This is a genomic window from Erwinia sp. JH02, assembly GCF_013074405.1.
Taxonomy (GTDB): Bacteria; Pseudomonadota; Gammaproteobacteria; order Enterobacterales; family Enterobacteriaceae; genus Erwinia; species Erwinia rhapontici.
The window spans coordinates 484,232-497,752 of record NZ_JABANZ010000005.1 but is presented as its reverse complement, the minus strand read 5'-3'; the positions used below and the strand labels follow the sequence as shown (position 1 = coordinate 497,752).

10 protein-coding genes are annotated in these 13,521 nt (G+C 55.5%); 5 read left to right on the top strand and 5 right to left on the bottom strand.

Annotation, left to right across the window (positions count from 1 at the left end; genetic code table 11):
- Nucleotides 1-33 precede the first annotated feature (33 nt).
- A complete protein-coding gene (locus HHI26_RS14920; RefSeq protein WP_171149294.1) occupies nt 34-1,218 on the bottom strand; it encodes an alpha/beta hydrolase-fold protein in 1,185 nt (394 codons plus the stop codon).
- 38 nt (nt 1,219-1,256) lie between these two features.
- Nucleotides 1,257-2,834, bottom strand: a complete 1,578-nt coding sequence (locus HHI26_RS14915) for a carbohydrate porin (protein WP_133842596.1) — start codon at nt 2,832-2,834, stop codon at nt 1,257-1,259.
- 484 nt (nt 2,835-3,318) lie between these two features.
- On the opposite strand from HHI26_RS14915, the gene HHI26_RS14910 reads away from it, so the two are divergent.
- The gene (locus HHI26_RS14910) at nt 3,319-4,653 is read left to right on the top strand and encodes a VOC family protein (RefSeq protein ID WP_171149293.1); all 1,335 of its coding nucleotides are present in this window, start codon (nt 3,319-3,321) and stop codon (nt 4,651-4,653) included.
- A gap of 418 nt (nt 4,654-5,071) precedes the next feature.
- Here HHI26_RS14910 and HHI26_RS14905 read toward each other — a convergent pair whose 3' ends face one another.
- Nucleotides 5,072-5,875 (bottom strand): Cof-type HAD-IIB family hydrolase, encoded by an 804-nt coding sequence (locus HHI26_RS14905; RefSeq protein ID WP_171149292.1) that lies wholly within the window; start codon nt 5,873-5,875, stop codon nt 5,072-5,074.
- A gap of 327 nt (nt 5,876-6,202) precedes the next feature.
- Between HHI26_RS14905 and HHI26_RS14900 the strand changes: the two genes are divergently transcribed.
- From HHI26_RS14900 to HHI26_RS14890, 3 genes are all read left to right on the top strand, one after another.
- On the top strand, nt 6,203-6,940 hold the full coding sequence (locus tag HHI26_RS14900) for a DeoR/GlpR family DNA-binding transcription regulator (RefSeq protein WP_133842593.1): 738 nt from the start codon (nt 6,203-6,205) through the stop codon (nt 6,938-6,940).
- A gap of 258 nt (nt 6,941-7,198) precedes the next feature.
- Entirely contained in the window at nt 7,199-7,864 is a 666-nt protein-coding gene (gene fsa / locus HHI26_RS14895; RefSeq protein WP_133842592.1) for a fructose-6-phosphate aldolase, read from the top strand.
- Between the two features lie 54 nt (nt 7,865-7,918).
- A complete protein-coding gene (locus HHI26_RS14890; protein ID WP_227535199.1) occupies nt 7,919-8,857 on the top strand; it encodes a hypothetical protein in 939 nt (312 codons plus the stop codon).
- A gap of 109 nt (nt 8,858-8,966) precedes the next feature.
- Here HHI26_RS14890 and HHI26_RS14885 read toward each other — a convergent pair whose 3' ends face one another.
- Complete coding sequence (locus HHI26_RS14885; protein ID WP_238337028.1) at nt 8,967-10,190, bottom strand: MFS transporter; 1,224 nt, start codon at nt 10,188-10,190, stop codon at nt 8,967-8,969.
- 99 nt (nt 10,191-10,289) lie between these two features.
- Between HHI26_RS14885 and HHI26_RS14880 the strand changes: the two genes are divergently transcribed.
- Nucleotides 10,290-11,228 carry a LysR family transcriptional regulator gene (locus tag HHI26_RS14880; RefSeq protein WP_197931295.1) on the top strand — a complete coding sequence of 313 codons (939 nt, stop codon included), beginning with the start codon at nt 10,290-10,292 and terminating at the stop codon, nt 11,226-11,228.
- Between the two features lie 45 nt (nt 11,229-11,273).
- Here the strand turns inward: HHI26_RS14880 and HHI26_RS14875 are convergent, their stop codons facing one another.
- Nucleotides 11,274-13,391, bottom strand: coding sequence for a TonB-dependent siderophore receptor (locus tag HHI26_RS14875; protein WP_171149291.1), 2,118 nt, complete (start codon nt 13,389-13,391; stop codon nt 11,274-11,276).
- Nucleotides 13,392-13,521 lie beyond the last annotated feature (130 nt).

The window sequence follows — 13,521 nt, the reverse complement described above, 5'->3', positions numbered from 1 at the left end:
CTCCCTGTTTGTGAAAAGAAACGCGATAGCCGCTTAACGGAACAGTTTCTGGACAAACTCCGCGTAGGCCGGTCGCCAGACATCCATTTCGTGCCCCAGCTTCGGCCAGGCGTGATAATCGAACTTCACCCCTTTCTCTTCAAGCGTTTGCTTCAGCCCGGCGATATCTTTACCGGTAATGGTGTCATTCTCGCCAACCACAACGGTAAAGTTTTTCAACTGACGGTTAATCTGATCCGGTTTTTCCAGCTGTGCCGCCACCTTGTCATTCGGAACAGTGGTGGTGCTCACACCGCTAAGAGTCGCCAGCGCACTGAAACTGTCCAGATGACTGAGACCCGACACCAGCGCCTGATATCCTCCCTGCGACAGGCCCGCCAGTGCGCGTCCGTTCGCATCATGACGGACATTAAAACGCTGGTTTATCAGCGGGATAATATCGTGGATCAGTTCACGGTCAGCCGCCGCCGCATTCAGCGGGTAGAACAGCTTACGGCGCTCCTGCGGCACGTACGCTTCCGGCGTGGTGGTGGCGGTATCGGTTTCGGTATCCGGGATCACCACCAGCATCGGTTTGATTTTTCCCTCTGCCAGCAGGTTATCCATCATTTCCGGCACACGGCCCTGATCGATGGCCGAGCGCAGACTGTCACCAAAGCCATGATAAAAATAGAGCACCGGTAGCGGGGCGCCTTTTCCGTCGTAACCCGGCGGTGTCCAGACCGCGACCTGACGCTCGCGCTTCAACTGGGGTGAGTGATAAGTCAGCGTACGCAGTTCACCATGAGGCACATTGCGCACATCGAGAATGCTGCCCGGCACCAGGATCAGGCTGGTGTTCACCTGGCGCTGGGGTTTGGCATACGCCGTACCGGTATCGATACTGCGGAAACCATCAACACTGAAGAAGTACTCATACAGATTCGGTGCCTGCACCGCTGAGCGGAAACTCCAGACCCCGCTGGCGTCCTTCACCATCGGATGCGAGACATAGCTATCCGGCGTGGCCCCGGTAAACACCGAGACTTTTTGCGCCTGCGGTGCGAACAACCGGAAGGTGATGCTGTGGTCAGCATTCACCTGGGTCACGTACTGATTCACCGCCCGGTCCTGCGGCGGGAATACAGGGAAATCAGCGGGCAGCGTCGCGGAAAAGGCCGGGAGCGATGCCCCCAGTACCAGGCCTGAGAGCAGCAGTGCAACGGCAGACTTCTTCATCAGTTACTTCCTTATCGGTTAAGAAAATCAGGGGCAGATTACCACCAGACTTCCGCCTGAACGCCCAGCGTGAACTGATCGTTTTTGCTGTCCTGGAAGCTGTAATTTGACAGCTCATTATCCAGTACATGCAAATACGTACCGTAGAAACGGATCTCCGGGCGTGAGTTCAGGATGCTGGTATCGACTTTCAGCGCGTGATACAGCGTCGTTTTATAGCCAGATTCTTTCAGATTCTCACCTGACTGCGTTTTGTTGGTCTGAGTAAACCAGCCCAGTTCCACACCGGTCTGATTGTAGCTGTCCCAGATCCAGGCCGGGCGCACCACGGTACGCAGGCTTTCGAAATCGCTGTGTGAACCACTTTCGTAGCTGTAGACATCGTTACCGCGTGAGTAGACCAGCGCATTCGCCATAATGATCTTATCGCTCAGGTACATTTCACCCTGGGAGATGGCGCGGAACGCGGTGCCGTTAGTGTGGTCGCCATAATAGTAGCCGTTATAGCTGACATTGGAGCTTGCACCGTTGTAATTGGCGAAGCTGCTGGCGAAGGAGTTGTTACCGGCCTGCAGGCTGAAGTCGTTAAAGCCTTTGTTGTAGAGCTGCTGGCGCACGATGGCGGTGGCCAGCCATGCGTCTTTCAGCGTATAGAAGCTGTTGCTGTCTTCATTGTTTTTCTGCTCGTCGGTTTTATTCGCCATCGAATATTTACCCATCATGGTCAGCGTTGCGCTATCCCACAGTGGCAGATCTTTGTAGCGGACCTCGACAGAGTTGGTATTCATTTGCGTCTTATTGGCGAGATCGCGCGAGTAAACGTCGATATCTTCACGGGTCAGTGACAGATCAACCTTGCCCGGTCCGGCCGCCAGGTTTTCAATACCTACGCCGCCGCCGACGTCGGTGCGCACGCTTTTCCAGTCGAGCATCTGGATTTCATAGACCGGTAGGGTATGTTTACCCACCCAGAAGTCAGCTTCGGGCGCAAACGGCAGGAAACCTTTGGTGGTCAGGTAGATATCGGAGAACTGCAGCAGGTTTTCATTGCCGGTGTTGTCGCCAAACCAGCCGGAACCATACTGCTGGCTGACGTTACCATCCAGTTTGACAATGGCTTCGGCGGTTTTTCCATTCTGGTTATACACGCGCTGTTTCAGCAGTAAGTCAAACCAGCCGCTGTGCTCATTACCAAAGCGCCCGACGGAGCCGATAGCATAGGACTGTGGGGAGCCGTTGTTGCCGGTTGCCCAGCCGCTGCGCAGGTAGCCGGAGTAGGTGAAGCCGATATCATCTTTCACATACTGGCTGATGTCTTTCAGAGTGACTGGCTGGCTACTTTCGCCACCCGCAGAGGTACTGGCGACGTCAACCGTAGAGCTGGCGCTGACCGCGACAGGGGCGGCATTCGGCGTGCTGGCGGGCGCCGCACGTTTAGCCATAGCGGGCTGCTCATGCTGTGCTTTATATTCGCTGAATTCCGTTTGGGTTCGCTGTAACTCTTTTTCCAGTAATTCCAGACGCTGTTCCAGCGTTAATTTAGCGGCAAGAACATGGTTTGGAAACAGTGCAGAAGTAATAAGAACGGCTATTATTTTTAATGAGTGTTTTTTCATTTTTTTAGTTTCCCAGGTGTTGCATGATAAATAAAAGGCATGCGGAATCCCTGCCAGTCGTACCGCTAACGGGCATAAAATTGAGAGTGGGTGCGAAAGCAGATAACACTCTTTAAATCAACGATTTGTTTTTATTTTTTTTCTTTTATGAATACCATTCCTCTTATATTTTCTTGCTGCCAACTTTTCTGAAGGCAAAAAAAAACCTGAATAGCTTTTCTTTCCGCTTTTTCAGCAAGAAGAAAAACGCTTCAGGTTTTGCCTGCCAGCCCGTTAGCGGGCAAACAGTAACAATCCAGAGTGTTTGTTAACGAAATACGGTATGAAATATTTCGTAATAAGAAGATTTTGTCTCAATTATGGCTGCGGCTGCAATGACATTTTCATTCTCTGTCTACAATCTGTGATGAAACTAACACTTAGCCACCGGAGCCATCGCTATCCTTCCTGTGGGATGGTGAACAGGACACTCAGGAGAGCCGCAATGAGTCACAGAGTTATCAGCGCAGACCGTATTCGTGACCGCTTTTCCAAAGCGATGTCGGCGATGTATCAAAAGGAAGTTCCTCAATATGGCACGCTGTTGCAGCTGGTGCGCGAGGTGAATCAGCAGGCATTGGCGCAGCATCCTGGCGCATTGAATGCAGATCAGTGGCCCCAGGAAGTGAATCGCCTGAGCGTGGAACGCCACGGCGCCATTCGCGTGGGGACGGCGCAGGAACTGGCCACTCTGCGGCAGCTGTTTGCCGTGATGGGGATGTCGGCGGTGGGGTATTACGATCTCACGGCGGCCGGGGTGCCGGTGCACTCCACCGCGTTTCGCCCGGTGACGGAAGAGGCACTGCAAATCAATCCGTTTCGCGTGTTTACCTCACTGCTGCGGCTGGAGTTGATTGAGGATCCGGCGTTGCGCCAGCAGGTGAGTGAGATTCTGGCCCGGCGCGATATCTTCACGTCGCGGCTACGCGAATTGCTGACGCGATGGCAGCAGCAGGGCGGTCTGGACGATGCGCAGGCGGACGAATTTGTCCAGGAAGCGCTGGAAACTTTCCGCTGGCATCATCAGGCTTCGGTCGACCTCCGTACCTATAACACGTTGCTGGCACAGCATCGTCTGATCGCCGATGTGGTGTGTTTCCGTGGGCCGCATATCAACCATCTGACGCCGCGCACGCTGGATATCGACCTTGTACAGCAGCTGATGCCGGAATATGGCATCACGCCGAAAGAGACCATCGAAGGCCCGCCTGCACGACATTGTCCGATCCTGCTGCGGCAAACCAGTTTTAAAGCGCTGAATGAAGCGATTGATTTTACCGACCAGACGGCGGGTACGCATACTGCCCGTTTTGGGGAAATTGAGCAGCGCGGCGTGGCGCTGACGCGCAAGGGTCGCGAGCTGTATGATCGCCTGCTGCGTGAAGCCTCAGCGGAAAAACACGGGGATAACGACAGTCATCAGCGTCATTTGAGCGCGGTATTTAACGCCTTCCCGGATGATGCTGACCAGTTGCGTCAGCAGCAGCTGGCTTTTTACCGTTATCGTCGTCATCCGGAAATAGCCGCATTACCGGGTGACGATCTGGAGAGCCAGATTGCCCGGGGTGCGGTCATTGCCGAACCGATTATCTACGAAGATTTTCTACCGGTCAGTGCGGCCGGGATTTTTCAGTCGAATCTGGGGAGCGACACGAGCAATATCAGCAGCGGTAACCCCAGCCAGGCGGCGTTTGAGCAGGCGCTGGGGGCTCAGGTGCTCGATGAGTTTACGCTGTATCAGCAAGTACAGCAGGATTCCCTCGATCGCCTGTTCCTGTAGGGCCTGACCCTCTGTTTCGGTCAGCCCCCTGAGTGCTCCCGAGAAAAATGACCAGGGCGTTATTGCGGGCAGCCTGTTAACCGGTTCCCGGAGGAAGGGTTGCTTGCTGCACCGGCATAAACACGTCCCTGTGGCCTGGCGGCCGGCCTTCCCTGGCCGGCAGCCTGCTGCAATCAGCCCTTCCTCCTTCACCTGCTGGCATTTGCGTGGCTGTTTTTAAAACCCACAGCGGGAACGAATGTTTAGGGGATGGGGCCAGTTTGAGGTAAGCCGGACGTCACGCGGCAGGACGCCGCGTGCCGAGGCCCGCAGGGATGCGTCTTTTGCCGATCCGGCGTGCTCAAACTGGCCCCAGCCCGTGTGCTATGCATTCAGCCAGAAAACATTTCTGGGATCTCTCAGGGGGCGCCCCCTGCGTTTAACCGACCTGACCGCTTAACACCCGTTCAATCACATTCAGCGCGCCTTCATGGTTGTTACTCTCGGTGTGATATTGCGCTACCTGCTTCACGGCGGGTTGCGCATTCGCCATCGCAAAGCCATAACCGGCGTGTGCCACCATCTCAATATCGTTACCGCTGTCACCGACGGCCACCACTTCATTGTCGGCAATCTGCCACTGACGTTGCAGTAGCGCCAATCCGTGCGCTTTGTGGATGCCAGGAATGATCAGGTCAACAAACCCGAAGCCGCTGGAAACCGGTGTGACGATGCCATCGAGCGCATGGCCGATATGTGCCATCAGTTCCGGGATTTTTTCATCGGCCAGATTCAGTGAGAACTTGAAGATGGTGTCATTGAGCGCGCTGAAATCATCGCGCAGTTCCAGGCGGTGATAGTGCTGCGACATCAGTGTTACCAGTGATTCGGGTGCGCTGTTGAGCATATAGGCGCTGCGCGGCCCGCAGACCACGGTATGGGCGTAAGGCAGCCTGGCCAGCACCGCCAGCACTTTTTCCAGATGCGCTTCACTTAACTCGCCACAGAACAAGGTCTTACCACAGTCGACAATATTGGCACCGTTTTCGGAGACAAAAGCGATCTCATCCCGTATTTCCGGGAAGAAGCTGATGAGCTGGTAATACTGGTTGCCGCTGGCGACCACAAACTTGATGTTCTGCTTTTTCAGTTGCTGGTATTGCGCTAAAAATCGCGCTTTGTTGTAGGTTTTGTTGTCATCGAGGAAGGTGCCGTCCATATCCACAGCAATCATTTTAATCATCGGGTCCCCTGAGTAAAAAAGGTAAAATACTGCCTTATCATCGGTGGAAAGACTGAAGGTAAAAAGAGGCAGCTTTTTTCCGTGCGTTCCCCTTTTATTTGTGTGCTTGCTGAGGCTGAGCCGTTATTGGGTTATTTATCCCCTGTCTGGTGCTTTTTGTACTGTTACTGGATGCTGTTAGCGATGAAAGTACCTGTAAGGGGAAAAACCTACCTCGAAAAGAGGCAGTGATTTTCGACGGGCATCAGATTGTGATCCGCACGCTGCTTACATAATATGAAAGGAAAGGATTACTGATGAAAGTAATCACAGACGGAGAGGGTCCCTATGAAACAGCGTCACCGGCGTATTCTCGATCGGGTGGAAGAGAAGGGAAAGGTCAGCATTAATGAGCTGGCGCAGATTAACGGTGTCTCTGGCGTGACGATCCGCAAAGACCTGGCTGAACTGGAAAGCCTGCATTATCTCAGCCGTGCTCACGGTTATGCGGTGTCACTTAACGATCTCTCTGAGCGTGTCAGCAGTAACTTTTCCACCAAAGAAGCCATGGCAAAGCGGGCGCTGGCGCTATTGTCAGAAGGGGACACGCTGTTTATTGAAGCCGGTAGCAGCAATGCACATTTTGCCCGGGAGATTGGCCGTTCAGGCCTGGATGTCACGGTGGTAACCCCTTGTGTTTATGTCGCTAACGAGCTGAAAAACTGCCATCAGGATGTGGTGTTGATAGGCGGGGTGCTGCAAAAGCGCAGCGAATGCCTGGTCGGGCCGCTGACCCACCTGTGTATCAACAACATCAATTTCAACAAGGTGTTTATCGGTATTGATGGCTACAACCCGGATTATGGCTTTACGGGGCGTGACATTATGCGCGCTGAAAACATCCGGCTGGCGATAGAGAAGCGGGTGCAGAATTACGTGATTGCCGAATCGGGCAAGTTCGGCAAGTTGTTCCCGTATAACGTGGCGAAGCACAGCGATATCGATACGGTGATCACTGACGCCGGGCTGCTGCTAAACTTTGAAAACGCCCTCGTGCAACAGGGGGTGAGGGTGCTGAAGGCCTGATAGCGCTTTCATATTCGCGCTGCTTTGTTACGTTATTTCCCGCCTGGTGAAAGGTCACTTTCACCAATCGCAATACACCACAACCATCAGTATCTAACTAACTGTTTTAAAAATGTTTGTTTTGGTTTTTTATTGTTTTCTTCTGCCTTGATAAGCGTGACGGCGATCAAATTTCATCGGGAATATTTCATTTATCGTACTGCGAAAGCAAAAATAGTTTCATATGAAACTTCTCAGCGTGGTCTCCCGGAGGATGTGATGGAATTCTATTTAGATACGGCAGATGTGGCAGTGGTAAAGCGCCTGGCAGCAGTGCTGCCGATAAAGGGTGTGACCACCAATCCCAGTATTGTCGCTCGCAGTAAGCGCCCGCTCAGCAGCGTGTTGCAGGAGCTGGTGACGATTCTGCCTGCCGACAGCACGCTGTTCGCTCAGGTGATTGCGCATGAGGCATCTGCCATGGTGGATGAGGCGTTACAGTTGCGCGAAATCGTGCCGTCGCTGGTGGTAAAGGTGCCAGTAACCCACCAGGGCCTGACCGCAATTAAATTACTGACGCAGCAGAATATCCCGACGCTGGGCACGGCAGTATACGGAGCCGGGCAGGGCTTTTACGCGGCGCTGGCCGGGGCCAGCTACATTGCTCCCTATGTTAACCGTATTGATGCGCAGGGCGGCGACGGCATTGCGCTGGTCAGGGAGCTGCAAACCTTGCTGGGCCTCCACTGCCCACAGAGCAAAGTGCTGGCCGCCAGCTTCCGTACGCCGCGCCAGGTGCTGGACTGTATGCTCGCCGGGTGTCAGGCGATCACCGTCGATCCGGATGTGGCGGAACTGTTCCTGCTTGATCCGGCGGTGGACAGCGCACTGCAGCGTTTTGACCACGACTGGTCATCGGCCTACGGTAGCCTGACGCTGTCATAAATGACCTGCTGAATGTCAGGGTTCTGACGTTATTTGGTAAAGAATTCTTACATATTGCCGATTAATTGCTCTACCGAAGAAAAAACCGTAGAGGGCATTATGGGCGTTATCAGTGGAGTGACCGACAGCGTGGCAAGAGGGTACATCGCCACAACCGCAGTGGAAGCAGCAACCTCTTCTCAAACCGAGAGCATTACCGGAAAAACCTTGCCTGCCAGCATGGTGGTGATCTCGCCGGAAGGCAGAGCACGACTGGCGCAGGTTTCCACCGAACCCTTAACGGCAGAGCAACTGGAACAGCAGGAACACCAGGTTAAGGACCTGCTGGCCAGTAAATCAGCCAACCAGACCCCGTCGATAAATCTGGGGTATGCGTTGTTTAACGATCCGCAAACCAACTGGGATGCCCGCACCTTCAGCCCACTGCTGAAGATGACCGCTGACCCTACCCAGGCCAGCATGGACAGCTTTGCCGCCGCGCTGCATCAGGTGATAACGGATGGTCAGGTGGGGCGTAATCAGTACGATAATTCAGACACCTCGGAGGCGATGGCCCTGACGTTAACCCAGGCCAAGCTGCATAAGCTGGTGGAGAAATATGTCTCACCCGATAACCAACAGCAGGCAACCGATATTGTTGATGCGATGATTGATGACAAGATTGCCTTTCGCGAAGAGCGAACGCTCCTGTCGGCACAGGGGATGCTGGATGTGGCTAACCAGTACGGCACCCGTGCGATGCAGGCTGATGCGCGTGACTATCTTGAGCAGGTGAAGAGCGGCACCGCCCGACCGCAGCTTGAACTGGTGGCGATGATGGCGGCGACAACACTCAGTAAAAATATGGAGGCTGCGTTCAGTGCCTTTGCCGATGTGATTAACAACACGCCGAATCCTGACAAGATGGCGCAATCCTCTATAGAGAGCGGGCTCAAGCAGCTTGATGTGTACCGTCAGCAGTGGGATGACTTCTACAAAAAACTCGCTGAGTAACAGCCGCACGGGTCGATCATTTTTTCCGATCGACCCGTGCTGAGGGTTTGTACCAGGGTCCAGGTCAGCAATACTGGCTGACCGAAACTCAGGGTCAGCCATTACGGATTTATGCTTGTCTTGTTTTATGGGCAGACTTCATCAGGCGGCGGGCATTCATCCGCACGATAAAACTGCCCGCTCCGGCCAGTGTCAGCAGGGCGACCACGCCCGGCCAGCCCGCCTTTTCCAGCAACAGACTGCCCAGCGCCGAACCGACCGCCATACCGATAAATACCCCGGTAAACATCAGCGCATTCAGGCGGCTGCGGGCGGCGGGTTCCAGCCCGAAGATCAGCGTCTGATGGGAAACCAGCGTCGCCTGCACGCCAAAATCAAAGCCGATAGCCGAGATAACAATCAGCGCCAGCTGGGCGGAAACCGGCAGCAGCGGCAGTAAAAACAGGGCAGCAAAAGAGAGCGTGGCGAGGGCAGTGCTGAACTGCGTAACCAGCGCCGGGCCGCGGCGGTCGGCCATCATTCCCGCCAGCGGTGCCGCCATTGCGCCTGCGGCACCCGCCAGGCCAAACGCCCCTGCCGTGGCGCTGCCCAGGCCATAACGGCTGTGCAGCATCACCGCCAGTGTCGACCAGAACGCGCTGAAACCGACAGAGAGCAACCCCTGCGCCAGCGTGGCGCGGCGCAGCTCACCGTGGTGCATCCACAGGTGGCGCATTGATGCCAACAGCGCCGGGTAACCCAGCGAGGTGCTGGGGGCGATATGCGGCAGGCGACGCCACAGCACCAGGGTAATCATCAGCACCAGCAGGGCGGCGAGCACAAACATGACGCGCCAGCCGAAGTACTGCGCCACCAGCCCGCTCACCACTCTGGACAGCAAAATGCCAAGCAGCAGCCCGGTCATCACCGTGCCCACCGTTTTACCGCGCTGTGCCTCCGGCGACAGGCTGGCAGAAGCCGGAACGATATCTTGTGCCATTGTCGCGGTGATGCCAATCGCCAGGCTGGCGGCCAGCAGCACCATCATATTGCCGGCGGCGGCGCTGAGCAGCAGGGCCAGCGTCAGCAACATACCTTTGAGAGTGATAATGGTGCGGCGATCGTGGCGATCCCCCAGTGGCGCCAGCAGCAGGATGCCGAGGGCATAACCCATTTGCGTCAACGTCGGCACCAGGCCGCTGGTGGTGACGCTGGCATGAAGCTGGCGCGATAAGATTTCCAGCATCGGCTGGCTGTAGTAGATGGATGCCACGCTAAAGCCAGCGCCGCTGGCCAGCATCAGCACGGTGGGGCCGGAGAGTGGCTGCGGTAAAGAAGCGGTGTGAGTCGACATGGTGAACAGCCTGTGTGTCAGTGAAGTTGGCGCTATTATTATGCGCCGCTGCGTTAGAGGGTAGTCGCCTGCCTGGTAGAACTGTTATACGATAGGCGTATGAACATATCTCAATTTCCCGGCGTTGACCGTATAGAACTGATGCAGACTTTTGTGCGCATTGTGGAAGCCGGCAATCTGTCGGCGGCGGCGGCACGTCTGGGAACCAGCCAGCCCACCGTCAGCCGCCGCCTGCAAACCCTGGAAAAACTGCTGGGGCTGAAGCTATTGCAGCGTACCACGCACGTGATGAAGCTGACGGAAGATGGCGAACGCTGTTACGCCCATGCCAGAACGTTGCTGGAAAGCTGGCAGGGCATTGAGGACGATCTGCGCGGCGTAACGGAAGAGCCGCAGGGCGTGCTGCGTGTGCTGGCCCCGCATGCCTTTGGCCAGGACCAGATGATTGGGCCTTTGCAGCGCTACTTACAACGCTACCCTCAGATGACCGTCGAGTGGATGCTCAGCGATCGGCACCCGGACTTTATTGCCGAAGGCATTGATTGTGCGGTGCACGTCGGTCCGGTGACGGAACCCTCGGTGGTGGCCCTGCTGGTGGCCGAAGTGCCGCGCATTGTGATTGGTGCACCGTCGCTGCTGCCTTCGGGGGAGCTGCCCCGGCATCCGCAACAGTTGCAGGATCTGCCCTGGCTGGCGCTCAGCACTTTTTACCGTCACAGCGTGTCGCTGACGCAGCTTCCGAGTGGGGAGAACCAGCGTTTTGATATCCGGCCACGTCTGCTGACCGACAGTCTGTATGCGCTGCGCAATGCCGTACTGGCAGGAATGGGGGTGGGTATTGCATCGTCATGGGTGGTACAGGAGGATATTGCCCGTGGGGACTTGCTGCATCTGGCTCCACAGTGGCAGGCCGCTGCGTTGCCGGTGTATCTGGTCTATCCGCATGCCCGTTACTATCCGGCACGATTGCGGATGTTTCTGGCGATGATGCGCGAAGCGATGCCGGTCCTGTCGGGGACGCAGCACCCGGTGCGCTAAATAAAAAAGGCACTCCCGCCAGGAGAGTGCCTGTAGAGCGCGGGATCAGAAGCTGTAGCTGACGCCTGCCTGCCAGGTACGGTCACGACCGATCCAGCAGTTGTTGGTGTCGTAGCAGGTGAAGGTCTCTTTGTTGGTCAGGTTCTGCGCGCTGGCTTTCAGCGTCACCCCGGCCAGCTGCGGAGACACCGCCGCCATATTGTAAGACACGGCCATATCCCACAGCGTGGTGCCGCCCAGTTTCCCCTGATCGTTCGCCAGTGAAATTTCCATTGGGCCGACATAACGCGCCCCGGCACCGACGGTCAGGCCGCGTACTGCACCGCTGTCGACGGTGTAGTCACCCCACAGGTTGAAGGTGTTCTCCGCCACCTGAGTCGGGCGTTTACCCTGATACTTATCATCTTCCGTATTCAGCGCGTGGGTGTAGGCGTAGTTGGCGATGATATTAATATTCTCGGTCGGACGACTGATCACCGACAGCTCTGCGCCTTTTGACTCCACTTCCCCGGTCTGGCGATAGTTCAGGAAGGTAAGATCCGAGGTCAGCACATTTTTCTGGCGAATATTAAATACCGAGGCGGTCACCGTGGTGGCGTAATCGGCCAGCAGGTATTTCACCCCGCCTTCCAGCTGACGGCTGGTGGTCGGTTTGGCGGTGGTCAGGTTGCCCGTGGGTGAAACCGGTTTGAAGCCTTCGGAATAGCTGATAAACGGCGCAATGCCGTTATCAAAGGTGTAGAGCGCGCCGAGGCGTTTGGTCAGGCGGTGCTGATCAACCCAGGTTTTGGTGTTATTGGCAAAATAATCGGTATTGGTTGAGCGGTAGTCGTCGTAACGCAGTCCGGCGATCAGGCTCAGGTTGCCGTATTCGACCTGATCCTGGAAGTAGTAGCCGGTTTGATTAAAACTCAGGCGGTTAAGCTGCGCGGTGTTCAGGCCCAGCGCCGACTCATTGACCTGATTGTAATCCGGGTTGCTGATATCAATACCCGGTGAGGCGGCAGAAGCATATTTATAGTGGAAGTGGGAATCCATGCGCTGATAGTCCACACCCGCCAGCAGGTGGTGTTTCCAGTCGCCCAGATCCCACTGCTTCGTCACCTGGTTGTCGATGTTGAAACTTTTCAGATCTTCATCAGTGGTATAGGCAAAACGACCCAGTTGCGTGTTGCTGACCGCTGGATCGGTGATGCCGGTCGCGTAGATGCTTTGCTGATGCGTGTCGACGTCAAAGTAGCGTGCCTTCTGGGCGACGGCCCAGCCGTTATCGAACTCATGTTCAAAGCTGTAACCCAGCATCCACTGGCGCTGTTTAAAGCCGCTCCAGCGATCGCCCGCGTAGGCGCGGTGTGAGGAATCTAAGGCTTTCAGCGCGGCCAGCGGCATTGTATCCGACGGCGTCAGGCTGGGGATATCCTGGTACTGCGCATCAAATGTCAGGCGGGTTTTGTCCGAGGGTTGCCATGTCAGGGACGGTGCCACCAGATAGTTTTCGGATTTGGTGGTGCGCGGCTGGTCATCGCCGGCGCTGGCTTTACCGATAAAGCGGTAGCTCCAGTCGCTGTCGGCAATCGCCCCGGTGCTGTCGATATAGCCTTCGCGCAGTTTCCGGCTGCCGCTGTTAAAGCCGACCTCGGTTTTCTGTTCTTTCTGCGGTTTCTTGCTCTGAATATTCACCAGACCGCCCGGTGAACCGTTGCCGTACAGCACCGAGGCCGGGCCTTTCAGGATATCAACATGGTCGATAAGAATTGGGTCGATATTGGCTTTGGTATTTCCGGTGACGTTATACGGTAGCTGCAGCCCGTCGTAGAACGAGTTATCTACCGCAAAACCACGAATTTTATATTCGCTCATATACGAGGTGGCACCACGGGTTTCTGTGGAGACGCCCGGCGCATAGCGCAGAATTTCATTCAGTGAGTTGGCGTGGCGTGCGGCAATCTCTTTGCTGCCCACGGTGTTAATCACCTGCGGCGTTTTACTTTCCGGCACCGCCGATTTGGTGGCGCTGTTGGTGTAAGCGGGCAATGACGCTGCACCGGAATCCGACGCGCTAACCACCAGGGTTTTTTCGTCAGGGGTGGTGGCGGCGTGAGCGAAGGTGGCGCAGGTGCTGGCAATCAGCACAGAGAGCAGGCAGGGCTTGGTGTTAAACATAGATTCAGATGCCAATGAGAATGTTAAAGATAACGACAATTATTATCATTGGACGTGACTATGCAATAACTTCCGAAAAATTAAATTTTTATCGCGAAATAACACCTACAAGCCGTAGTGCTTTTTATGT

Coding starts and splice junctions, on each gene's coding strand:
- HHI26_RS14920 (WP_171149294.1), bottom strand. CDS start 1,218: ATGAAGAAGTCTGCCGTTGCACTGCTGCTCTCAGGCCTGGTACTGGGG.
- HHI26_RS14915 (WP_133842596.1), bottom strand. CDS start 2,834: ATGAAAAAACACTCATTAAAAATAATAGCCGTTCTTATTACTTCTGCA.
- HHI26_RS14910 (WP_171149293.1), top strand. CDS start 3,319: ATGAGTCACAGAGTTATCAGCGCAGACCGTATTCGTGACCGCTTTTCC.
- HHI26_RS14905 (WP_171149292.1), bottom strand. CDS start 5,875: ATGATTAAAATGATTGCTGTGGATATGGACGGCACCTTCCTCGATGAC.
- HHI26_RS14900 (WP_133842593.1), top strand. CDS start 6,203: ATGAAACAGCGTCACCGGCGTATTCTCGATCGGGTGGAAGAGAAGGGA.
- fsa (WP_133842592.1), top strand. CDS start 7,199: ATGGAATTCTATTTAGATACGGCAGATGTGGCAGTGGTAAAGCGCCTG.
- HHI26_RS14885 (WP_238337028.1), bottom strand. CDS start 10,190: ATGTCGACTCACACCGCTTCTTTACCGCAGCCACTCTCCGGCCCCACC.
- HHI26_RS14880 (WP_197931295.1), top strand. CDS start 10,290: ATGAACATATCTCAATTTCCCGGCGTTGACCGTATAGAACTGATGCAG.
- HHI26_RS14875 (WP_171149291.1), bottom strand. CDS start 13,391: ATGTTTAACACCAAGCCCTGCCTGCTCTCTGTGCTGATTGCCAGCACC.